Source organism: Paenibacillus periandrae (assembly GCF_022458865.1).
In the GTDB taxonomy this organism is placed as follows: domain Bacteria; phylum Bacillota; class Bacilli; order Paenibacillales; family NBRC-103111; genus Paenibacillus_S; species Paenibacillus_S periandrae.
On the sequence record NZ_JAJNMU010000007.1, the window covers coordinates 322,836 to 345,381 of the forward strand.

The following is a 22,546-nucleotide window of genomic DNA, read 5'->3' on the forward strand; positions in this document are numbered from 1 at the left end:
ATCCGATCTATGCTATAATAATTGTAATTTGGGTAAATAACCCTGTACAAAGGAGAACGACAACCGTGCCGATCAAAACCGAGACCGAGCTCTATGCACCGGTTAAATCCTTCTTCGAGCAGCAAGGCTATTCAGTTAGAGGTGAAGTTCGCCATTGTGATCTCGTCGCTATCCGTGGTGAAGAACAGCCCGTTATTGTGGAATTAAAAAGATATTTTTCGATCCCGCTGCTGCTGCAGGGCATTGATCGGCTTCGTCTAAGCCACTGTGTTTATGTCGCTTTTGAGCTTCCGAATAAAGGGCGAGCTCCTCATGGAGCCAGCTGGCCGGAGCTTCGCAAGCTGTGCCAGATGCTTGGAATTGGCATGATAACCGTGCAGTTTTTCAAACGAAAGCAGCCTGCTGTTCATATTGAATGTCATCCCTCCAAGGCTCCTGAAGACATGCCAACAGCTTCGATTCCTTTTACAACAGCTGATTCTTCTTCGTCTTCTGCGCCCAATAGTGTGGCTGACTCTGAACATGAGCTATCGCCTGCTATCGCTCTGCCTCCAGAACCGCTGTATACACCAGCCAAGCTGCCACGTCTCAATAAACGAGCGGCAGAGGGCATTGTGAAGGAATTCAAAGAGCGCCGGGCAGACTACAATGTAGGCGGCAGCAGCAAGCAGAAGCTCATGACTTCATACCGTGAGAAGGCACTCCATCTGGCACAATTGCTTCATCACCACGGCACCTTGAGTCCCCTGCGCTTGCGTCAACTAACAGGTAATTCCAAAACTGCCGGATTATTACAAAAAAACTATTATCGATGGTTTCAGCGAGTCGAAAGAGGTGTTTATCGTCTGAGCCCGCTCGGTGAAGAAGCACTTGTCACTTATGGACACGTGGTGGCTGAGCTTCCGCCATTGCCATTACAATCAAGCACATCAGGCAACTAGCTACAGGTATAAAAGCGTACACAAGCCATATGCATAGTAGTAGATTTTCCTGGAGGGAGTTGTCCATGGGCTATGAAGAGCGCTTTCATTTCTTATAAATGGTATGCCTTACTATTATGCTTTCTAATGCTGTTGCTCAGTTTATCTTGGTCGCGGCTCATCGCGCCATCCGTACGTTCCGCTGAATCCGATATACCGCTGCGACTGCAAACGCCTTTTGACAACCAAATGTCTGAACCCTTGAAGCCCTCCGCTTATATGTCTATGTTCCCTGATGCTCCAACACTACCTTTAGAGGCTGCCCATATATTCGACAACTCCAAGGTCTCACCTGCTGAAAGTAATTCGCAGATTCTAGAGCCCTCGGCTTCCGCTGGCCAAACAGCTGTTGCTCAAGCAGAAACCCATCTGCAGCCCCAGCAAATACCCGTTTTAAACTATCACAGCATTACCATTGATCCTGGGAATCGCGCTGTCATTACACCTGCTAAATTCGAGGAGCAAATGCTCTATTTATCCAAAAATGGCTATCATACGCTTACGCTGCAGCAATTTATCGACTACATGGATGGAACAATATCCACACTTCCGAAGAAGCCTGTTCTGCTGACCTTCGATGACGGGTACGCGGATAATTATGAGCATGCTCTGCCTTTGTTAAAGAAATTGAACTTTCACGCTACACTCTTTGTATCCCCGGGTACAACAGAGGATGGCTATTTCCTCAATTGGGATCAAATTAAGGAAATGCACGAAGCAGGCTGGGATATACAGCCTCATGGCATGACGCACCCTCACCTGCCCAAGCTGTCTGCTAAAAGCCAAGCGTATGAAATCAGCGAAGCCAAACGTCAAATTGATGAGCAATTGAAGATCAATACCACTGTATTTTGTTATCCCTTTGGTGAAAAAAATGAGACCACGCTGAAGCTGCTGCAAGAGCATGGCTTCCGGTATGCTTTCACCATTGAGCAAGGCTTGACCACTCGCGGCCAGAACCGACTGCTGTTAAAGCGCTTGTTTGTGAACGGCGAGGAATCTATCGAGCCCTGGATAGTCCGACTTGAGCATGGAGCCGTCAAGGTCAAATCATGAATAGCTTACTATCTGGATAGTAATAGTAATAGAAATGGGCTATGCAGGAGATAATAACCTCCATATCATTCATGAATAGGATAAGAGTCCCATGAGCCCAATACGCCCAAACAAAAATCCTGTATTTGAATTCACGCCTCAATCCAGTACGCCGTTATCGGCTATACTGAAGGCGAATACCGAGCACCTGCAAACGATTTATGTCGACTGCCCGGATTTGGTCGTTCATCCATTCTCATTTGGCAGCCAAATTGATGCCGCTTTGTTTTATATCGAGGGTTTGACGGATGCGATAGCGCTGGACCGACAAGTACTGACTTCCCTTATGAAAGAGCATAAGCTGGAGGACGGTCAGCTTTTATCCGCGCTGAAGGAGATTCTGCCGGTCTCTCAATCTGAAAACGTGACTACCTTTGAAGAGGTCGTAGCCTGTATTTCAAAAGGTATGCCCGTCATTCTTTTAGATGGAGAGAACTTTGGGTTAGCTTTTGGTTTAAGCAAATGGGAGAAACGGAACATTGAAGAGCCGATGTCAGAATCCGTTATCCGCGGCCCCCGGGAAGGCTTTACCGAAACCTTGAGCACCAATATGTCCTTGCTGCGCCGCAAGCTGCGCAGTCCTTCGTTCAAGCTGAGAACGATTCAGATCGGGCGCTACACCCAGACTCAGGTTGCTATCGCCTATATCGATACCTTGGCAGACGAAGTCTTGTTACAAGAAATGACGGAGCGGCTGGAACGCATTGATATCGATGGAATTTTGGAAAGCGGATATATAGAGGAATTGATCCGTGACTCCAGAAAATCTCCATTTCCACAGGTTCAATCCACCGAACGCCCCGATGTCGTGACAGCCGGTCTGCTGGAAGGTCGTGTTGCCGTGCTGGTGGATGGGACTCCAATTACATTAGTAGCTCCAACTACCCTTTATTCCCTGCTGCAGTCACCTGAAGATTACTATCAAAGCTATTGGCTCGGTTCTTTCATTCGTTGGACGCGGTATTTATTTCTCGTATTTGCCTTGTTAGGCCCTTCCATGTACGTGGCTGTACTAACCTATCATCAAGAAATGCTTCCTACCACGCTGCTGTTGAGCATTTCCAAATCCCGCGAGAATATTCCATTCCCAGCTCTGGTTGAAGCTATGTTAATGGAAATTACGTTTGAGGGCTTACGCGAGGCTGGCGTTCGCTTACCTAAGCAGGTTGGTGCGGCCGTGAGCATTGTAGGCGCACTTGTTATTGGACAAGCCGCAACTTCCGCAGGTCTGGTGTCGGCCCCGATGGTCATGGTCGTTGCCTTGACCGGAATCGCTTCCTTTATGATTCCCCATTTCACTTTTGGCATTGCGATCCGGCTGCTGCGCTTTCCGATTATGCTGCTGGCAGGTATGCTCGGCTTGTTGGGCCTGATGCTGGGAGTCATCGTGCTTGTGATTCACCTTAGCTCGCTTCGTTCATTTGGGGTACCTTATCTGTCTGCAATGGCTCCCATGAAAAAAGGTGAATGGAAGGATGTACTTATCCGTGCTCCCTTATGGAGCTTGAATACCAGACCTGATTTGACAGGCAGGACTGACCGTATTCGGCAATCAGCCAACAACAAGCCAGGATCTGACAAAGGCGGGGCATCGTAGCATGAGCAACAAACCTGATGCCACTAACCGTAATCGGATTATTCGACTCCTCCTGAGGCTGACGATTTATATTTTTATATGGATTCTCACTACTGGCTGTTGGGACCGAAAAGAAGTTAATGATCTGGCATTTGTCATGGGAGCCGCTATCGATCAAAAAGGCGAAGGGCTGCTGGAGCTGTCCGTTCAGGTATTCATACCAAAAGCAGAAGGCGGGGGGAGTGCTTCCCTGGGAGGAACCTCACCCAAAGGAGGTCAAGAGCAAACGATGGTCAGATCCGCAGAAGGCGTATCCGTTGCTGATGCAATGTCACATCTTCAGGAAAAACTGCCTCGGCAAGTATTTTGGGGACATAATGAGGTGTACATTTTTGGACAAGCTCGGGCACAGCAGGGAATTCGCGAAGATGTCGATTACATGCTGCGATCACCGGAGCCACGGGAACGGGCTAACGTATTTGTTAGTAAGGGCATGGGTAAGGATACTTTGCGACTAATACCACCTCTGGAGCGAAATTCGTCAGAGGTACTGCGGGAAATATCCAAATTTCATACCGGCCTGCAGGTAACCATCAAAGAATTGGCAGAAATGCTGACGGGAGATGCCAATGCCGCAGCGCTTCCCTATATCGTCATACTGCCTCCCGAACCGGATAAGCAACCTAACCAAACTATTGCTTATATTCAGGGAAGTGCTATTCTCAAGGATGGAAAAATGGTCGGAAAATTAGACAGCCTGGCAGCACGCGGTATTTTATGGTTAAAAGACGAGCTCAAAACCTCCGTCATTACCGTAGCTCCAAGTCATTCCAAAGGCTCTGTGTCTTTGCGTATGATCCGCAGCAATACCCAGCTGCATCCAAGCATTGTGAATGGTGTTTGGCATATGGACGTTCATATCGAGACCGAGGAAGATGTACAGCAGAATACGACCGGAATCAGCTTGATGGAGCCGGAGTGGGTCAAAACAATTGAGATCAGTGTAGATAAATTGATTGAAAATCGGGTAAAAAGAGCTTTGCAGCCCGCACAGGAGCGATTCCACAGCGATATTTTCGGATTTGCCGATGCCTTTCACAGAAAGTACCCTAAAGACTGGAGCAAAGCGAAAGCGAATTGGAGTGATACGTTCTCCAAGATGGAGGTCAGGATCATTTCCCGTTCTCATATTGTCAGACCCGGAATCTCTAATCCCGATGCAACCTCACCGGAAAAAGGAGTGGATTCCCAATAAAATGGGCAAATATGATTTATGTAACTGTGGCAATAGCGTTGATCGTAGGGGCTGAGTGGGGGAAACTGCGGCAGCAGACCAAGGATAAGCGTGTATTTCTGTGGATTATTGTTATAGGATGGTTATTAGCTATACTTTTGATAGTTAAGCCAGGTTTGCCTGGACCTACTCAGTTTATTGAGTCCGTCTACAAACCACTTGGAGAGCTCTTGAAGCCTCCTCCAAGTTGACCTTTGCCTGATCTCTGTATGCATCAAGATGGAAACGGTGGGCAGAAGGAGGAGAATTTTAAGCTTATGAACGCAAAGGAACAGATCTCATCCGCTCAGATGGCTATTTTGATGTACCAAACCGTATTGGGAACGGCTATTCTTTTAATGCCCTCTGCTACAACCGCTTTAGCAGGTCGCGATATGTGGCTGACCCCGGTTCTCGGCAGTATTTGTGGGTTTGTAATGGTATGGGTGGCTTATCGGCTGCATCAATATTATCCCGATCAGAGCCTTTTTGGGTATATGGAGTCAATTCTGGGTAAATACATGAGTAAAATCGTCGGATTCGTGTTTTTAGTATTTAATCTGCATATCCTCGGGGCTACCGTCAGAGACTACTCCGAATTCATCGTCAGCAACTTTTTCAAAAAAACACCCCTTATAGTCGTTGCAGCAAGCATGGTATTGGTATGTGCATTTGCAGTCCGCGCAGGGATCGAGGTCATCGCAAGATGTGTCCAGCTGTTCATACCGGTCGTACTCCTACTGCTGCTGCTTACGATTTTTTTTATAATCCCTGATATGAAGCTGACGAATATGCTGCCATTTCTGGAGAAGGGTCTGGTCCCTCCAATCAAAGGCTCTATTATCGTACAAGGCTGGTTCTGTCAATTCGTATTGATTTCCTACTTGTATCCAACACTGAAAGACCCTCATAAAGCTTTAAAATGGGCCCATATCTCCGTAGCTGCAGTCACCTTCACGATGGTTATTATGAATCTTGCGATTCTTCTGTTGATGGGAACGCTGGCAGGACGCATTATATATCCGGTCTTGTTTGCTTCCCGATATATTTTACTGGCCGACTTCTTCGAGCATGTCGAGGCCATGGTCATGATGATCTGGGTACTGGGTACCTTTTCCAAGCTGTCTCTATTTTATTACACGTTTGCAGTAGGTGCTGCCGACTGGCTGAAGCTCACCAGCTATCGCTCGATTGTACTTCCGCTCGGTTTTCTCATTACCGTGATGTCTATATGGGTATCGAACAACCTGCAGGAGCTGGCACATTTTATTTCAACCGGCGGCACCTTTTATATTTTAACAGGCTTTGCCGTATTTCCTATTCTGTTATGGGCCATTGCCAGCGTTCGTCGGCGTGTGAGTCAATCTTAATAGCTAAATTTATGATCAAGCTTCCATCAGGTGCCTAACCTTCCGAGTCCACCGCAGTTTGCCGCAGTGGCTCGATCAACCAATAAATCCCGATTTGGACAATTGAGGCACCCAGCAGTACCCAGGGCAAGGTCCAATCACCTGCATAGCGGCTCAAAATAATCAGCACAAATATCGCAACAATCCGTCCCACATTCACAAATGTTTCTCTCATCACAACGGACTCCACACGCAGCTGTCCCTTTAATGGAAGTGTGCCCATGATTCGAAAATAATAGGAGGTGATGGTATTCCCCTGCAGCGGTGCACAGATCGAATACAGGATCATGAACAAAATCACCGTGTACAGGTTTAGCTTCCAGACTAACAGCAGGCTTCCTACGACACAGCCAATTGTCGAAATAATGATAAACCGACCCGCCCAGCCATCCCTGCCGTAACGTGAAATATACATACCTGTCGCAATCCCCAGACTCGCGTACAGCATCCCCAAATAACCGACAAGATCCTCTCGCTCCACAATTTTAAACAATAAAATGCTTGGCAAAAACATCATCATCCCCTGGAGAATACCAAGAATGCTGAAGCAAAACAGCGATTTAAACCAAAGCCTGTTTTTGTTCATCAGCAGACCGACATATTTCAGATAATAGGCCTTGTGATGCGTTGCCTTTGTTTTGATCCGCAGACTGCCGATTGCTGCCATCAGGAACATCAGAAAAGCGATCGAAAAAACAATCGTATATCCTTGCAAGCCGCTGTTTTGACGAATAATATACCCCGCCAAGGCAGGACCAATCAGACCAGCCAACGTAAACACAATCATATTCATGGCCAAATATCGGATACGGTTCTGTTCCGTTGACACGTCATACATCAAGGTTAAATATCCTGCCCAGTAAAAGGCCCCCGCCATACCGCCAAAAATAGCAAATAACACATAATAATCGACAACCCGCTCCTGGGCCAGAACGACAACCAGATAAAATAAAGCGATCAGCGCGATTCCGAAGCGATAAGTGACCATACGGTCCTTTTTTTTGATCAGCAGGCCACCCAGCATAAAAGCAATAGGGGCAACCGCATAGTTAATAATGTTATACATGCCGTTAATCCAGAGGCTATGAGTCAGCCTCCACAAATACAAGGTGAGAAACACTCCGGACATCGAAGCACCGAATTGAAAACAAAAGTGAATGAACAAGGAAGTACCTGCATCCTTGGACAGCCGCTTTTCTTCGGGAATATGCAATCGCCTCGAATCCACCCAATTTTTAAAACCTGTTCCCAGCCTTGTTATCATGCATGTCCCCCGTCAGCAGCTTTACCTGATTTCTTTATGTATATGTCATCTATGCCTGTTCATTTGTTATTGTACCAGCGTGCACCTGTCTATGTTAAATGAACAAATCGCCAATAAACCCCCTATAGCCACATATAAAGGGATATACACGCATTTATTTTCAACATACATAGAATACGGACGCTTTCTCCCTCTTTCCTCCCAGATGCTAACCCCCTTGCAAAAAAACAAACCTCAGCGCAAGCGCTGAGGCCATTCCTACTATTATTCATAACACGGTGCAGCTAGATGTTACGTTATGGTGTTACTTGCCCAGGCTATCCCAAGTTTTTTGGAATTCATCTAGCATTTGATCCTTTGTTTTTTGCTTGGCAACATATGCTTGCATCGTAGCAGCAAATTTCTTGCTGGATGCTTCTCCGCCCGGGAATTTAAACCAGTTCCAGCTTAACGTTTTGTTTTCTTTGCTATACTTGATAATGTCTGCAGCTAGAGGCCCAAGGATCTTCTCATCGGCAGTAATGTTCGTGAAGGCAGGGATAAACTTGAATTCGTCCGTGATATACTTTTTACCGATATCGGAGGAAACCATCCAGTTAAGGAACTTCTTGGCCTCTTCCTTGTTCGGCGAATTCTTATTGATAGCCCAGTTATTCGGCACACCTATCGGCAGCTTGTCGTTGGCTGCAGCATCTTCGCTGATCGGCATTGGCATAAGTCCGACATTGATGTTCGGGTTCGTTTGTGTAATTTGCAGCTGTGTCCAGTTACCTTGCTGCGTCATTGCCGCTTTGCCTGTTGCGAATTCAGTTACTTGAGTTTTATAGTCAGTTTGCAGCGGGTTTTTGTTGCCATATTTTAATTGCAGATCAAACAGCTTCACCCAGTTATCAAACACAGCATTGCCTGTAATTTTGGCCGTTTTCTTATTCAAGCCATCGATAAATGCATTTGAATCCGGCTGATAGGCAAACGGAAGGTTGACAAAGTGGTTACCGAGAACCCACCATTCGCCATAGCCATTCACGAAAGGCGTGATGCCTTTATCCTGCAGCTTTTGAGCCGCGGCTTCAAGCTGAGATAACGTCTTCGGTGTTTCCGTGATACCGGCCTGCTTAAACAAATCTTTATTGTAAATAAATCCATAGCCCTCAAGGTTTAACGGCTGACCGTACAGCTTGCCGTTTTTCGTCATCGGCTCCTTAGCTACAGTAACCAAATCCTTAACCCAAGGCTGATCGGACAAATCCTCGAGATGCTCGATATACTTGTCCAGATCGGAGAATCCACCGTTGTTGAAAATATCCGGCTTGTCGCCTGAGTTGAACTTGGCCAGCAGCGCCGCACCATAATCCGTGCCACCGCCTACAGTATCGATTTGAATCTTCACGCCTGGATTAGCCTTCTCATACTCAGCAACGAGCTTACCCAACGGTTCAGCAATTTCCACTTTGAACTGGAACATTTTAAGCGTAATATTTTTGGCCCCGCCTGCAGCCCCTGTGTTGGTACCACCTGTCGCGCCTGGTGCCGGTTCAGTTTTTGCACAGCCTGCCAGAACAGATCCGAATAACAAAGCGGTTAAACTGATTGCTGTCATTTTTTTCATTCTTTTCATCTTGATTAGCCTCCCTAAAATGTAATTTATTGTACGGGTGACAAAGTAATACAGCGCCACCCAGGTATGACCCCTAAAGCAAAGTTCGTTCATTCAACACCTACAGCTTAGCCCTTCACAGAGCCTGCCGTGATTCCCTCGATAATGTGCCTTTGCATCGCTAGGAAAAAGATTACGATCGGCAGCACACCCAGCACCAATGCAGCCAAAGCCAAATCCCATTGTTTCGTATATTGGCCGAAGAAGGAGAACGTTGCGAGCGGAATCGTTCTAAGATCCGGACTGCTTAGCACCAGCATCGGCAGCAGGAAATCGTTCCATATCCATAAGCTGTTCAGCAGTACAACGGTTACTGTCATTGGTTTTAACAGCGGGAACACAATTTTCCAAAATACACCATATGGTGAGCAGCCGTCCACTCTTGCTGATTCTTCCACTTCAATCGGAATTGATTTGATGAACCCATGATAGAGAAACACATTTAGCGAAACACCAAACCCGAAATAGCAGATCACCAGACCTGGAATGCTGTCCATAATGCCAATCTGGCTGCCTACACGAACTAGCGGGATCATGATCGATTGAAAGGGAATCACCATTGCCGCTACAAAAGCGAGGAAAATCAGGTTATTAAACTTGCTCGGATAGCGCACCAATCGATATGCCGCCATGGAGCTAATAATAACGAGCCCTATATTACTGAAAACCGTAACCAGCAAAGAATTCAGGAACACCTGCGGAAACTTCATAATACTCCATACCTTGGTGTAATTCATAAAGTTAAGCGATGTTGGCATATTAGCGGAGTTAATCAGTATCTCACCAAAGGATTTCATCGAATTCACAATAACAAAGTAAAAAGGAATCAGAAACAGCACTGCCAGCAGAATACCGAGAATTTCAAGACCGAATGTTCGAAGATTGTAGGTGTTTTTCGCTTCCATTACACTTCAACCTCCTTTTTCTTCGTTACCCATACCTGAATGACCGTAATCAGAGCAACCACTACAAAGAAAATCAATGATTTAGCTGTTCCCAGTCCATACCTGTTATTCGAAAACGCCTCATTGTATATATTGAGCGCGACCGATTCCGTCGAGTTGAATGGGCCACCCTTCGTGAGGGAAACGTTAAGATCATACATTTTGAATGCCCACGAGATCGCCAGGAACAGACAGACAGTAACGGATGGCATAATCAATGGGACTGTGATGGAACGCAGCACTTGCCAGCGTGTCGCACCATCGAGATAAGCAGCTTCCAATATATCCTTAGGTACATTGGCCAATCCTGCGATATAGATGATCATCAGATACCCGGCAGTTTGCCATACACTTACGATAATGAGACCCCAGAACGCTGTTGGCGCATCGCCGAGCCATGGAAGCTGGAAAAAACCGATATTCGTAATCTCGCCAATCGTTGCAAAGCCTTTTACGAAGATGAACTGCCAGATAAAGCCTAACAGCAAGCCCCCGATGACATTGGGCATAAAAAACACGGTACGCAAAATATTACGAGTTTTGAGTGCCTGTGTCAGCAGTAAAGCCAATGCAAATCCAACCACATTGGTTAAAATAACCATGACGACACTAAAGCGGGTTGTGAACCAGAATGACTTGTGAAAATCTTGATCACCCACTATAATTTGCTTAAAATTATCGAATCCTACCCATTTTATTGTTGTTGAGACCCCATTCCATTCAGTAAAAGAGTAATAAATACTCATCAGGAACGGTATGACAACGATGATTATGAAGAAAAATACGGCCGGACCAACAAAGACCAATTGAGGGAGCCAACCCGTGCCTTTTTGTTTTGCTTTCATGGCATCCTTCTCCTTTCGATGCGAGTTATGTTCTCAGTATAGAAAGATTTGACACACTAGAACACTGACAATGGTGACACAACAGGTGGAATTTATTGATACCCCTTGATACAATGGTTGTGCACTTGTAGAAAGTGAAGCCCTGAGCAATTGCTTACGAAGCCGGTTTCACTAAAGTGAGACCCTGAGCAGATGCTTACGAAGCCGGTTTCGCTAAAGCAAAACTCTGAGCAAATGCTTACGAAGCCAGTTTCGCTAAAGCGAAACTTTGAGGAGGACACATATGATCCGCAGCAGTATCCGCAATAAGCTTATTGTTTTTCTGCTAGTCGCCACTATCGTGCCCATTTCGACCTCCATTATTATCACCTATTTCTTTACCAAACAAACGGTTTCTAATGAATCCGTTATAAGTAACTCAAATCTGATCCACCAAGCCAACAAAAACATGATGAATTATTTGAATGTCATTGAGCAAAGCTCATTATCGATCTACAATAACAGTACCTTATATAGCATTATCGAAAATGGCGAAGCCGATTACCTGAGCAGAAGTGAAATCACCCGAGGCGTGCAAGGCATTGCCAACTCCGTCAAAGAAATCAGGCAAGTGTATTTATATATGGCCAAAAGCGAGCGTTCCCTCTTGATCTCAGAACGAAATCCGGTGCCCAGTGAAGGCCCGCCTCCCAAATACACGCCGACGAACCATGCGGAGGTCTATATGGAGCCCACCCATGTCAGTCACGATTACGGAACTGGCAGACTGTTTTACGCGCCACCTTCGACGGTTATCACACTGCATCGTTCCATACGCAACGCCATTACCCAAAAGGAGCTTGGTACCCTTTCCATTGATTTTGATCTGGAAGTCATAAGCTCCATCTGTGAAGAGCTGTATTCGCAGGACCAGGAGGAGCTCTATATCCTCGATGATAAGGGAACCATTATTTATTCCGCAGATACAGTCTCCTTGGGGCATGTCCTGAATGAGCAGTGGGTTCAACATCTGATGTCGCAGAACTCAAACAGCGGCAGCTTTGAATTCAAAAGCAAGCAGTTTTCCGGTGTCCACATCTATGAGCGTATGAACGCACCTTATATGAACTGGACCTTGGTTAAACGCATTCCCTATGAAAGTCTTTACAAAAATGCCAGAGAGCTTACGATTATCAATGCAATGATATTCAGCCTGTTTCTGATTGTCGTCATTTCGGCAACCCTCTATATCTCCTTCCGGTTTACGGCCCCTATCCGCAATTTGCTCGGGTATATCAGTAAAATCCAGACAGGCAATATGGACGTTGACATTCAAGCGACCAGCAATGATGAGATCGGTATTCTAGCCCGCCGCTTCCGCTTGATGATGCAGACGATCAACAACCTGATCATGAGCGAATACAAGCTTGATATTGCCAATAAAACGAATCAGCTCAAAGCCTTGCAGGCACAAATCAATCCTCACTTTCTATATAATGCACTGCAATCGATCGGAACACTCGCACTTCAGCACGGTGCCCCCAAAATTTATCAGCTGCTGTCTGCGCTTGCCAAAATGATGCGCTACAGTATGAACACGAATGAGAGCATTGTGACGATGCAGCAGGAGCTGAACCATGTAAAAGCTTATTTGCAGCTGCAGCTGCAGCGCTTTGAGAATGAGCTGACAGTAAGGTATGATATAGAGGAATCGACGCAATCTTTGCATATCCCCAAAATGCTGCTGCAGCCGCTTGTCGAAAACTATTTTAAACACGGTTTTGATCATCGAAATCCACACAGCCTGCTCATGATCTCCAGTACGTGGACAGCGGACGGTAAACATGTCAGGCTTGTTATTGAAGATAACGGAAGAGGAATGCCGCAAGAACAGTTTGATGCTTTGCTTGTGCAGCTGAAGCAGAACCTGGATCCATTTGATAATGAACAAGCCAGCCACATCGGGCTTTATAATGTCAAGAACAGGCTGCTGCTCTACTTTAACGGTGAAGCGGATATGCGTTTGGAGCAGCCTGAGCAGGGCGGTTTTCGAATTACATTGTTATTCCCTGTGCCGAAGCAAGTTTTACCATGAAAAGAGGATGGATTATGAAAGCCATCATCGTTGATGATGAAAAACACGTACGTGAAGCCATTAAGCTGCTGGTTCCTTGGGAAGAGCTCGGCATTGATCACATATATGAAGCACACGACGGGCAGGAAGCAACGGAACTCATCACTTTGCATAAACCACAAATTATTTTTACTGATATGATGATGCCCTTAATGGACGGTCTTAAGCTCCTTGAATGGCTTCAAACCCACCACCCTGCAGGAAAAACGATTGTTATCAGCGGGTTTGATGATTTTCAGCTGGTACGTCATACGGTTCAATATGGAGGTCTCGATTATATATTAAAGCCAATCGATGCCGATCAGCTGGAGGCAGCGGTTCGTAAAGCTGCTCAATGCTGGCAGCAGGAAGAAGCTGAACGGCAGCGGCAGCAGCAGCGTAATATCGAGATGAACCAGATTCGACCTGTATACTGGGATAAAGTTTTGTCCAACTTCATTACGGAGCCGCACAGCTTTGAAGCTGCCGCTGAAGCACTTTCCCTGGAATTCGGTCTTGATCGCGATATGAAGACCTGCAGACTGGCTATTATTAGTCTTGAAACGATGAGTGGCAGTCTGAAGCGTAAATTTCAGTCCAATCTGGACCTATTATTTTTTTCGCTTACGAATATTTGTAATGAATTTCTGCAGCAAAAGCCGCCGCAAGGCATTGCCTACCGTTACTGGAACAGTGAGGATGAAATCATTGTACTGCTATATGGAGCCAACGCAGGAGAAGAGCTGCTTAACGATATCGCGAAAGGGATCTGGACAGCTGTTAAAGGAAATTTGGATATTGGAATAAGCCCGGTACATCCCTTCCCAGCGGGCCTGCCAAATGCTTACAAGCAAGCGAAGACCGCTCTGCGTCATCGCAATTTGCTGCGTAAGGATAACCTACTGCACGTATATCAGGAGCAGACCGCCGTTCAGCACCCTGCCCTTGTGTTTACCGATTATGCAGAGCCTATTCGTTTATCCGTACGCAGTGGAAGTGCCGTCGAGATCGGTAAAGCCGTTCAAGGCTGGATACAGGCACTTGAAAAACTGCGTACTATCAGCATGGAGGAGCTTGAGCATTGGCGTCATGAATATACGGTTCTGCGCAGCCGCTGGCTGATCGAATGGTTCGGTGATCGGCAGCCGGAATTCATTAGCGATGCCATCCGCTCCGATTTTGTCCTTCCGCTTGATGATGAAGGCAAGCTTTCCCTGTCCTTGTGGCAGGAGCAATTAACCGATAGTCTGACCCAGCTGTCCAATCAGATGCTGGAGCACCAACAGCAGGATAACAATGCCATTTTTGAGATTGCAAAGTATATCCAAAACCATTATCATCAGGATATTACGCTTATCGAGATCGCCCAGCATTTTTACTTAAGCCGTGAATATATTTCCCGTAAATTCAAGCAGCAATTTCAAATCAATGTATCCGATTATATTACCCAGCTGCGAGTGGATAAGGCGAAGCTCCTGCTGCTCAATCCACATTTGAAAATAGCCCAAATCGCAGGCATGGTTGGTTATGACGATGAGAAATATTTCAGTAAGGTGTTTAAGAAATGGATCGGCCTTTCGCCGAATGAATATAGGAAGGTGAGCCAACTATGAATACGCCCCTTGACCCTGCGGTAACCCAGCAGCCCTTGGTGCGGACAAGCAAACCAGGTACAGCAGCAGAGAAACAAGTCAAGAGCAAAAGCAAAGTCAGAGGAAGAACCTATCTTTTTCTATTTATGGCATGGTCGCTGCTCATCACAGGCGGACTGTATGGTGCCAAGCAGTATACCGACTACATGCGCCAGCAGATCACCGCACAAATCGCCCAGCAGACCGAGCAGCAGCTGCTTGTAGTTCAACAGGATTATCAGAAGCAGCTGGGCCAGCTCAAAGAAAGCGTCAGCGGTGATCTGAATAAAATGCAGACCAAAATCGATTCATTAAATGAATTGCTGGCCTTCACCAAGGACAGCGCCAATAGTAAAACCGACAATAGTAACCAATTGTATACACAGCTTGCGGAAGTGAAGAAAAAGCTGGATGAATTGAAGAAGAACCTCGATACCTTGCAATAAGATTCACCTTTTGATCACGAAGCTTCACAAGAAGCATATTCGGCATCGAATCTTGCATTCAGGCTCGAAGTGCGGTGCTCATTTAGGCTTTTCCTAAACTCCGCTCCTCCTTCTTTACCTTCTTGCAACCTTCTCGGTGCTGAAAAGCCGAATGCACATAAGGAAGTGTTCCCTTTTGAACCCGATTCAGCTGATTAACCGCACCTTTATTTTGGCCGCTGCGCCCTTTATAGGCATATTTTGTTTTCTGATGGTCAGCCACCTGTCTGTTGAGCTTCCCGATTTGCAAAGTTACGTAAAAACTGAATTTTCTATTCAAAATGAACTGCTAAAGTCCGAGCAGAAGCTGGAGCTTGCCAAGACGGCAGCGGTTCAAACCCGGACCACTATTGAACGTTTTTATCAGCTTTATGCGCAAAGCGCCGCTGATGTGGCCGCGATGGCAAAATCCGCAGATACCGTATCCAACCGCCCGGCAGCCATATTCGACAGTCGAATCAGCACCAAGCTGGGTGCTCAGCCCGCCAAGCAGACCATCAGCTCCAACCTGGATATGAAGCTGTTTTATTTGAATGAACCAAACTATAAGGCTTATGCCCTTAAGGTCGATGTTAAATCGGATAAAGCTTTGAAAATGGTGCTCGGCAAGGACAAGGTTGGCAGCAGCGAAACGACACTTGAAGCAGCACGGCGTTACGGGGCTGTAGCCGGTATTAACGCCGGTGGCTTCGCGGATGATCGTTCAGGAAAAAGATATCCGCTCAGCACGACCATGCTAAATGGAAAATACGTATATGGCTTTGAGCCGACCTTTGAGGATCTTGCCTTCATCGGTATGAACACCGACCGCAAGCTGATTGGCGGCAGATTCTCGCGGCAGGAGGATCTGGACAAGCTTAAGCCGTCTTTCGGGGCTACCTTCGTACCGGTCCTGCTGCAAAACGGTAAAAAACAAACCATTCCCGCGCAGTGGCAAAATTCGCCGGCCAGAGCGCCGCGTACCGTTATCGGCAATTTCAAAAACGATCAATTGCTTTTTCTTGTCACAGACGGATACGACGAACGCGGCGGCTCCGGCGCCACACTGGCAGAGCTTCAGGACAAGCTGTTACAGCTGGGAGTCAAGGATGCTTACAATTTGGACGGCGGCGGATCCTCCAGCCTGATCTATGAGGGACAAGTTATTAATCGGCCATCAGATGGAAAGCTGCGTCCTTTGCCGACACATTTCTTGTTTTTTAAATAATTGTTCACTTTTATCCGTTTTCTTTTGCCCAGTACATGGTTATACTAGACAATAGGGGGTGCAGCCGATGTCAGCAACATTTTGGATCATTAATCTGGTATTCTTAATCTTTATCGTAGCTATGTGCACGTCAAGTTATAATGATGACAAGACTAAAGGCCTTTAAGCGCCGATAATCCCGCATCTATGATAGTTAATAGTTAAATGAAAAAGCATCACGTTCCCTCAGACGGGAGTTCGTGATGCTTTCTTTGTTTGCAGGATAAATTGACTTGCTTCAAACGATTTATAAGTCCGCGTTAACATTAGTAACCTTGGGGGTCGAAGTATGCAAAGCCTACTCCTTATCTCTCATTTCAACGATTTCGCCCATACATTCGGCACACACCTGACGTCCTTTAAATTCGGTCACCTGCTCCATCGAACTGCAAAATATGCAGCGCGGTCGAAATCTTTCCAGAATAATATGGTCGCCGCTTACTAATATTTCAACAGGATCGCCCTCGTTCATTTGATATCGCTTGCGCAGCGATTTCGGAAGCACGATTCTACCTAATTGATCTACTTTTCTCACAACACCTGCTGGCTTCACTATAAATTCACCTCACCTTCACCAAAAATGGAACCTATAGACAAGCCCTGAACCACTCCACAAAATGTCGAATCTTGTCCTTTATTATTATTCGCTATGCTAACCCAAAATCCTGCTAAACAACTAGATTTGTTAGCTCAGCCCTTCAAAACCCGTTTGTCTTAATGCTTCAAATAAAACAATAGCAGCGGAATTCGACAAATTTAGCGAGCGCACTGCCTCTGTCATAGGCAGCTTGATCAGGTGCTCTGGATGCTCGGCCAGCATCTCGGGCGGCAGTCCTTTGGTTTCCTTACCGAAGACAAAAAAATCGTTATCCTGAAATGTAAACTCAGTGTAAAGCTTTTGTGCTTTAGTAGTTGCAAAAAAGAAACGCCCGCTCTTGTATTTATCCTTAACTTCCTGAAATGAATCATGATATTCAATATGAACGGAATGCCAATAATCCAGACCAGCGCGTTTTAAGGTCTTATCATCCGTATCAAAACCCAATGGGCGCACCAGATGCAGCCATGCTCCAGTAGCTGCGCAGGTTCTCGATATGTTGCCTGTATTTGCAGGAATTTCCGGTTCAACCAAAACAATATGAAATGCCATAGTAAGCAGCCACCTCGATTATTATAAGCCGTCACCTTGTCGGATTCGGGCAGATTTTACATACATTTTACTTATTCTTAATATGGAGATGATAGTCCCCTGCGATAATAAGGTATCATGTGTTTATACAAAGGAGATTCGATGGATGAAGAAGAAAATTCTTGTCGTTGATGACGAACCTTCCATTTCAATGTTGATAGAGTTCAATCTTAAGTTAGTTGGATATGAAGTACACTGTGTATACGATGGCGAAGCGGTATTTACGGCCATCCAGCATTTTCGCCCTGATCTGATTGTGCTTGATCTTATGCTTCCCAAAATGGATGGCATTCAAGTATGTCGTAAGCTGCGCAGTCAAAACAATCTCGTGCCGATCATTATGCTGACTGCCATGCAGGATCTGTCTGATAAAATTGCCGGTCTGGATAACGGTGCCGACGATTATATGACCAAGCCTTTTTCACCTCAGGAGCTGATATCGCGGATACAAGCGATTATTCGCCGCATTCAAACCTTGCCGTCTACCAATGACAACGCTCCGGTCACAATCGGACAGATCTCGATTCAACCGGATCAACGCGAGGTGCATATCAAAGGCGAGCTTATTGAACTGACTCCCAAGGAATTTGATCTCCTGCTGTTCCTTTGCAAGCACCGCGGTAAAGTGCTCAGCCGACAACAGCTGCTGCACGGTGTTTGGGATTATCATTTCCTGGGTGATACCCGTATCGTCGATGTCCACATCAGTCATTTGCGTGATAAAATTGAAAGCAATGCCCGTAATCCTGAATATATTGTTACCATTCGTAACGTTGGCTATAAGCTGACTGAACCGGCATTAAAAGAATCCTTCGCCTAGATCCTATCCTATCATCGTAGATCAGGAAGGAATAAGTAAGCCGAGCGCTGCAGATTTTTGCGGAGCACGGCTTTTTTTCATATAAAAACAGCCCTGCCATAGACAACAGGGCTGCCTTGTAAATTAACCGTTATTTTTTTGGAAATCGATCATAAAGTCAGCCAGCGCTTTACAAGCCTCGTAAGGAACGGCATTATAAGCAGAAGCACGGATACCACCAACGCTCCGATGACCTGCTAGTCCAACAAAATTATGCTGCTGGGATTCCTTGACGAATTTCTTCTCCAATTCTTCACTTGGCAGCCGGAACGTCACATTCATAATTGAACGGCTGTCCGGATCGATGTTGCCGGTGTAATAACCGCCGCTGGCATCAATCACATCATAAATCAGCTTGCTTTTGGCAACATTTTGCTTCTCCAGCTGTACAACTCCACCTTGTGCCTTCACCCATTTCAGAACCAGATTCACCATATAAATAGAATGAACCGGAGGGGTGTTATACAAAGAGCCATTGCTCGCATGTGTTGTATAGCGCAGGATTGAAGGGATGTGCTTAGGCTCTTCCTGCAGCAGCTCATCACGAATGACTGCAACGGTAACTCCGGACGGCCCGAGATTCTTCTGTGCACCGGCATAAATCATCGCAAATTTCTTGCTATCAATAGGGCGGCTCAATATCCCGCTTGTCATATCACCGATCAAAGGAATATCGCCAGTCTCCGGAATGTACGAAAATTGCGAGCCTTCTATCGTGTTATTCGTCGTCATATGTAAATAGGCGGAATTCGGATCGAGCTGGATATCGGATGGCTTCGGCAAGCTTCTCCATTTACCTGCTTTATTAGAAGCGGCAATTGCCGCTTCACCGACAACCTGTGCTTCTTGATAAGCTTTTTCGGAAAAGCTGCCTGTGATGATGTAGCTGCCCACCTTGCCAGGCTTCAGAAAGTTCAATGGAATCGTTGCGAATTGCGTACTCGCGCCGCCACCGAGGAATAAAGCCTGATAGCCCGATTCCAAGCCCAGCAGCTCCAGCAAAAGCTGCTGCGTTTCTGCGTTAATCGCTTCATACTCCTTACTGCGATGGGAAATCTCCATCAATGACATGCCAATTCCGTTGTACTCTACAAATTCCTCCTGCGCTTGCTGCAATACTTCTAACGGGAGCGCCGCTGGACCCGCATTAAAATTATAAGCTCGATTCGTCATGGTTTCACACCTTCAACTTGTATTTGGGATCAGTATCTTTTAATGATATCGCTATGATAGCAAAGTTTATCCCTATACAGCAAGTACCTGGGCATAATCTTCACAGCATCGATACATATGGTTGCCACTTCATATAGCTTCATTCCAATATATTAATTTCAACCGCTGTGCTTATATAAAAAAGCCCATCCATAAGAAGACAGGCTTGTCGTATCCGACAGCGATTGCTATCTTATATAAAATTAATCTTCTCGTACGTTTTCCCTAACACCGACCTGGCATCGCCTTGCAGCCAGCTGTCTACAACCGTGTAATAGACAGAACGGAAATCAACCTCATACTTCAGGTCACCGCCTTTATCCAGATTCGTCAGACTTGGTTGTATCCCGTATAGACCGCCCTTTACTTTACCCCCGATAATGAACATAGGAGCCGCGGTTCCATGATCTGTGCCTCCACTGCTGTTCTCCTTGACCCTGCGCCCGAATTCAGAGAAGGCCATCGTGATAACGCGATCCTGCAAGCCTTGTGCCTCGAGATCCTTATAAAAAGCACCCAGTCCTTCATCAAGCTGCTTAAGCACCCGAGCTTGTTGTTCTTTTTCATTCGCGTGGTCGTCAAAGCCGCCGATTTCCAAATAAAATACGCGGGTACCCGATTTTCCGGCCAGCATCTTGGAAGCCAGCTGTAAGTCCCTGGAAATATTTGTTTTGGGGTATTCAACTTTATTGAGATACGTGTTCGATAAATTGTGCAGTGCCTCCACACTTTGAAACGCATCCTTCCCCTGCTCGCAGGTAACTTTCACCTGAGTCCCTTGACGAAACGGGTCATACATATCGAGAAAGGCCGCTGCCAAGCGATTTTGGTCCGGCTTCGGTGTTTTGGGATCGAATATATTAAAGCTCTCAATGGATTGAATAACAGGCACATTGACCGTATCTGAGATAAAGGCTTTGTTGGCGTTGTTGCCGATTTTCAGCACCTTTAGAGGGTTGACTGATTGGGATAGTGAGGACTCGACATAACGCGCCAGCCAGCCAGACCGAATCATTTTCTCCGGTTCCGCCGTTTGCCATATTTCCATGGAACGAAAATGGGAGTGATCCGGGTTCGGATAACCTACGCCCTGGACAACTGCCACCTTGCCGCTTTTATACAGCTCATTGAGCTGAATAAGACTCGGATGGAAGCCAACTTCATTGTTGATGGCCAGCACTTCATTCTGGGTAATTTTCAATGTTGGACGAGCGTCAAAATATCCGCCCATTCCATAAGGAATCAATGTATTAATACCGTCATTACCACCGGACAGCTGGATAACGACAAGCACAGGAGATTCTACGTTCGCATCATCAATAGAAGTGCTTGGCAGAGCAGAGCCATCTTCAGCAAAAATCATCGGCCCCCGTAAACCCAACGAAGCCAGAAGCGCAGTCCCTTTGATCAAAAAATCTCTTCTCGTTAGCTTCAAGCGATTCCACTCCTTCTTATTTCATTTGGGCTTCAGGACTGATCATAATTAGCTGCAGCAGCCCTTTCATTCCGTTATTCTTTTGCTTGGCATATACAAAGGTATCGTTCGCATATTTGGCCAGCGTCTTTGCGGACAGCTCCCCCATATTCCATACACCCGCATTTTGCGCATACTGGCGTACATAATCTTCCGGCTTGGACAACGGGTCCAATGCATATTCCTTACTCGTCAGCAGATTGTTGTTCAAACGCTTCGCTATTGATTCGGCAAATTGGAAGCGAGAGAGCAGATTGGTCGTCATCAGCCAGGTCGTTCCCCCTCTCCACCCCGCTACATCAGGAGGAAGAAACAGCTCCATACCCATCTTCCGCGCCGATTGTGTAAAGCCCTTCGATAATGGGATATTAAAAGCCTTCAAAATTCCGGCAACATATTCGATCGGCGTCTTGATTAGGGCCCCTTGTATATCCGGATTATAAAAGGCGTCTGACATAAACAGCTTCGTCAGTACCTCTCCGATGGTCTGGTCCTTGGACACATCGCCCGCAACCAGCTCCACCCATTCCTGTGACGGCTCGTCCGTTGCAAACCATTTCAGCAGCTTTTTGGCTATAAACTGCGGCAATGCCTCCTGCTTGAAAAAAACATCGACTACAGTGGTCTCATTAAAAGCAGCGGTTTCGCCAAGAACCGTTTTGTTGGCGGCATCATATTGACCCTTGTTAAATTTAACTTGACCTTCCTTACGATCATAAGACCAGCCAGTCAGCGAGCGTGCGGTTTCTTTAATATCCTGCTCCGTATAATGGCCAATGCCAAGCGTAAACAGCTCCATCACTTCACGCGCATAGTTTTCATTCGGCTTCCCCTTGCGGTTGCTGTTCACATCAAGATAAATCATCATCGCCGGATCTTTGCCGATCTGAAGGACAAGCTCATGAAAGTTACCTAATGCATAATTACGCAACAGCTCGTTTTGCCTTAGCATAAGCGGAATATCGTTAACCTTGGAAAAGGAGGTAGAAAAATGCCCATGCCAGAAAAGCGTCATCTTCTCGATGAGCGGCGCCTCTGTATTTAAAATCCGGTACAGCCAATAGGTTTGCTGATCACCAATCGAGTCCGCCTTCATTTCTTTGCCATCAGCCGTTAATTCGGTGATGGATTGCAGTGAAACCGTCTTGCCTGTCAACGATTCCCCGGCTACAAGCCGTCTTACGGTTTCTGCCTGCCCCAGGGACAAGCAGGCTTCTATATCTGTTTTACTCGTATAAAATCCAGTGCGGTTTAATAGATGGACCACTTCTTTTTCTGTCCAGGCTGCTCCCATACTTCGTACCACCATCCCGCT

At 46.2% G+C, this 22,546-nt stretch carries 20 protein-coding genes; 11 read left to right on the forward strand and 9 right to left on the reverse strand.

The features are described 5' to 3' along the window. The first annotated feature begins 65 nt into the window (after positions 1-65). From LRL21_RS13980 to LRL21_RS14005, 6 genes are all read left to right on the forward strand, one after another. Positions 66-941, forward strand: coding sequence for a DUF2161 family putative PD-(D/E)XK-type phosphodiesterase (locus LRL21_RS13980; RefSeq protein WP_240416390.1), 876 nt, complete (start codon positions 66-68; stop codon positions 939-941). 126 nt (positions 942-1,067) lie between these two features. Next, entirely contained in the window at positions 1,068-2,036 is a 969-nt protein-coding gene (locus LRL21_RS13985; RefSeq protein ID WP_240416391.1) for a polysaccharide deacetylase family protein, read from the forward strand. 91 nt (positions 2,037-2,127) lie between these two features. After that, entirely contained in the window at positions 2,128-3,672 is a 1,545-nt protein-coding gene (locus LRL21_RS13990; RefSeq protein ID WP_240416392.1) for a spore germination protein, read from the forward strand. Position 3,673: 1 nt separating this feature from the next. Next, on the forward strand, positions 3,674-4,906 hold the full coding sequence (locus tag LRL21_RS13995) for a Ger(x)C family spore germination protein (protein WP_240416393.1): 1,233 nt from the start codon (positions 3,674-3,676) through the stop codon (positions 4,904-4,906). 11 nt (positions 4,907-4,917) lie between these two features. After that, complete coding sequence (locus LRL21_RS14000) at positions 4,918-5,136, forward strand: hypothetical protein (RefSeq protein ID WP_240416394.1); 219 nt, start codon at positions 4,918-4,920, stop codon at positions 5,134-5,136. A 66-nt stretch (positions 5,137-5,202) separates the two neighbouring features. After that, a complete protein-coding gene (locus LRL21_RS14005) occupies positions 5,203-6,294 on the forward strand; it encodes a GerAB/ArcD/ProY family transporter (RefSeq protein ID WP_240416395.1) in 1,092 nt (363 codons plus the stop codon). A 34-nt stretch (positions 6,295-6,328) separates the two neighbouring features. Here LRL21_RS14005 and LRL21_RS14010 read toward each other — a convergent pair whose 3' ends face one another. The 4 genes from LRL21_RS14010 to LRL21_RS14025 all read right to left on the reverse strand — a co-directional run bounded on the left by LRL21_RS14010 (position 6,329) and on the right by LRL21_RS14025 (position 11,043). Beyond that, positions 6,329-7,597: an MFS transporter gene (locus LRL21_RS14010; RefSeq protein ID WP_240416396.1), complete on the reverse strand. Its 1,269-nt coding sequence runs from the start codon at positions 7,595-7,597 to the stop codon at positions 6,329-6,331. A gap of 304 nt (positions 7,598-7,901) precedes the next feature. Continuing rightward, positions 7,902-9,206, reverse strand: coding sequence for an ABC transporter substrate-binding protein (locus LRL21_RS14015; RefSeq protein WP_420832450.1), 1,305 nt, complete (start codon positions 9,204-9,206; stop codon positions 7,902-7,904). Positions 9,207-9,322: 116 nt separating this feature from the next. Further along, complete coding sequence (locus LRL21_RS14020; RefSeq protein ID WP_240416398.1) at positions 9,323-10,159, reverse strand: carbohydrate ABC transporter permease; 837 nt, start codon at positions 10,157-10,159, stop codon at positions 9,323-9,325. Next, on the reverse strand, positions 10,159-11,043 hold the full coding sequence (locus tag LRL21_RS14025) for a carbohydrate ABC transporter permease (RefSeq protein ID WP_240416399.1): 885 nt from the start codon (positions 11,041-11,043) through the stop codon (positions 10,159-10,161). Before LRL21_RS14025 ends, LRL21_RS14020 begins: the two co-directional genes overlap by 1 nt. Before the next feature lie 283 nt (positions 11,044-11,326). Here LRL21_RS14025 and LRL21_RS14030 point away from each other — a divergent pair, with 283 nt between their 5' ends. The 4 genes from LRL21_RS14030 to LRL21_RS14045 all read left to right on the forward strand — a co-directional run bounded on the left by LRL21_RS14030 (position 11,327) and on the right by LRL21_RS14045 (position 16,458). Then, the gene (locus LRL21_RS14030) at positions 11,327-13,117 is read left to right on the forward strand and encodes a sensor histidine kinase (RefSeq protein WP_240416400.1); all 1,791 of its coding nucleotides are present in this window, start codon (positions 11,327-11,329) and stop codon (positions 13,115-13,117) included. Between the two features lie 14 nt (positions 13,118-13,131). Beyond that, positions 13,132-14,748: a response regulator gene (locus LRL21_RS14035; protein WP_240416401.1), complete on the forward strand. Its 1,617-nt coding sequence runs from the start codon at positions 13,132-13,134 to the stop codon at positions 14,746-14,748. Then, positions 14,745-15,212 (forward strand): hypothetical protein, encoded by a 468-nt coding sequence (locus LRL21_RS14040; RefSeq protein WP_240416402.1) that lies wholly within the window; start codon positions 14,745-14,747, stop codon positions 15,210-15,212. Before LRL21_RS14035 ends, LRL21_RS14040 begins: the two co-directional genes overlap by 4 nt. Positions 15,213-15,387: 175 nt before the next feature. Beyond that, positions 15,388-16,458, forward strand: coding sequence for a phosphodiester glycosidase family protein (locus tag LRL21_RS14045; RefSeq protein ID WP_240416403.1), 1,071 nt, complete (start codon positions 15,388-15,390; stop codon positions 16,456-16,458). A gap of 337 nt (positions 16,459-16,795) precedes the next feature. Here LRL21_RS14045 and LRL21_RS14050 read toward each other — a convergent pair whose 3' ends face one another. Together LRL21_RS14050 and trmL are read right to left on the reverse strand one after the other, a co-directional pair. Continuing rightward, entirely contained in the window at positions 16,796-17,050 is a 255-nt protein-coding gene (locus LRL21_RS14050) for an AbrB/MazE/SpoVT family DNA-binding domain-containing protein (protein ID WP_240416404.1), read from the reverse strand. Positions 17,051-17,182: 132 nt separating this feature from the next. Continuing rightward, the gene (gene trmL, locus LRL21_RS14055; protein WP_240416405.1) at positions 17,183-17,647 is read right to left on the reverse strand and encodes a tRNA (uridine(34)/cytosine(34)/5-carboxymethylaminomethyluridine(34)-2'-O)-methyltransferase TrmL; all 465 of its coding nucleotides are present in this window, start codon (positions 17,645-17,647) and stop codon (positions 17,183-17,185) included. Positions 17,648-17,792: 145 nt separating this feature from the next. Here trmL and LRL21_RS14060 point away from each other — a divergent pair, with 145 nt between their 5' ends. Continuing rightward, a complete protein-coding gene (locus tag LRL21_RS14060; protein ID WP_240416406.1) occupies positions 17,793-18,506 on the forward strand; it encodes a response regulator transcription factor in 714 nt (237 codons plus the stop codon). A gap of 123 nt (positions 18,507-18,629) precedes the next feature. On the opposite strand, the gene serC is transcribed toward LRL21_RS14060, so the two are convergent. From serC to LRL21_RS14075, 3 genes are all read right to left on the reverse strand, one after another. Next, positions 18,630-19,718 carry a 3-phosphoserine/phosphohydroxythreonine transaminase gene (serC, locus tag LRL21_RS14065; protein ID WP_240416407.1) on the reverse strand — a complete coding sequence of 363 codons (1,089 nt, stop codon included), beginning with the start codon at positions 19,716-19,718 and terminating at the stop codon, positions 18,630-18,632. 232 nt (positions 19,719-19,950) lie between these two features. Further along, on the reverse strand, positions 19,951-21,192 hold the full coding sequence (locus LRL21_RS14070; protein WP_240416408.1) for a DUF1501 domain-containing protein: 1,242 nt from the start codon (positions 21,190-21,192) through the stop codon (positions 19,951-19,953). A gap of 16 nt (positions 21,193-21,208) precedes the next feature. Beyond that, complete coding sequence (locus tag LRL21_RS14075) at positions 21,209-22,525, reverse strand: DUF1800 domain-containing protein (RefSeq protein ID WP_240416409.1); 1,317 nt, start codon at positions 22,523-22,525, stop codon at positions 21,209-21,211. Between the last annotated feature and the right edge of the window lie 21 nt (positions 22,526-22,546).

What these genes read in the sequence shown, in the direction of transcription:
- LRL21_RS13985 (WP_240416391.1), top strand. Translation starts at nt 1,068, where the DNA reads ATGCTGTTGCTCAGTTTATCTTGGTCGCGGCTCATCGCGCCATCCGTA.
- LRL21_RS13990 (WP_240416392.1), top strand. Translation starts at nt 2,128, where the DNA reads ATGAGCCCAATACGCCCAAACAAAAATCCTGTATTTGAATTCACGCCT.
- LRL21_RS13995 (WP_240416393.1), top strand. Translation starts at nt 3,674, where the DNA reads ATGAGCAACAAACCTGATGCCACTAACCGTAATCGGATTATTCGACTC.
- LRL21_RS14000 (WP_240416394.1), top strand. Translation starts at nt 4,918, where the DNA reads ATGATTTATGTAACTGTGGCAATAGCGTTGATCGTAGGGGCTGAGTGG.
- LRL21_RS14005 (WP_240416395.1), top strand. Translation starts at nt 5,203, where the DNA reads ATGAACGCAAAGGAACAGATCTCATCCGCTCAGATGGCTATTTTGATG.
- LRL21_RS14010 (WP_240416396.1), bottom strand. Translation starts at nt 7,597, where the DNA reads ATGATAACAAGGCTGGGAACAGGTTTTAAAAATTGGGTGGATTCGAGG.
- LRL21_RS14015 (WP_420832450.1), bottom strand. Translation starts at nt 9,206, where the DNA reads ATGAAAAAAATGACAGCAATCAGTTTAACCGCTTTGTTATTCGGATCT.
- LRL21_RS14020 (WP_240416398.1), bottom strand. Translation starts at nt 10,159, where the DNA reads ATGGAAGCGAAAAACACCTACAATCTTCGAACATTCGGTCTTGAAATT.
- LRL21_RS14025 (WP_240416399.1), bottom strand. Translation starts at nt 11,043, where the DNA reads ATGAAAGCAAAACAAAAAGGCACGGGTTGGCTCCCTCAATTGGTCTTT.
- LRL21_RS14030 (WP_240416400.1), top strand. Translation starts at nt 11,327, where the DNA reads ATGATCCGCAGCAGTATCCGCAATAAGCTTATTGTTTTTCTGCTAGTC.
- LRL21_RS14035 (WP_240416401.1), top strand. Translation starts at nt 13,132, where the DNA reads ATGAAAGCCATCATCGTTGATGATGAAAAACACGTACGTGAAGCCATT.
- LRL21_RS14040 (WP_240416402.1), top strand. Translation starts at nt 14,745, where the DNA reads ATGAATACGCCCCTTGACCCTGCGGTAACCCAGCAGCCCTTGGTGCGG.
- trmL (WP_240416405.1), bottom strand. Translation starts at nt 17,647, where the DNA reads ATGGCATTTCATATTGTTTTGGTTGAACCGGAAATTCCTGCAAATACA.
- LRL21_RS14060 (WP_240416406.1), top strand. Translation starts at nt 17,793, where the DNA reads ATGAAGAAGAAAATTCTTGTCGTTGATGACGAACCTTCCATTTCAATG.
- serC (WP_240416407.1), bottom strand. Translation starts at nt 19,718, where the DNA reads ATGACGAATCGAGCTTATAATTTTAATGCGGGTCCAGCGGCGCTCCCG.
- LRL21_RS14075 (WP_240416409.1), bottom strand. Translation starts at nt 22,525, where the DNA reads ATGGGAGCAGCCTGGACAGAAAAAGAAGTGGTCCATCTATTAAACCGC.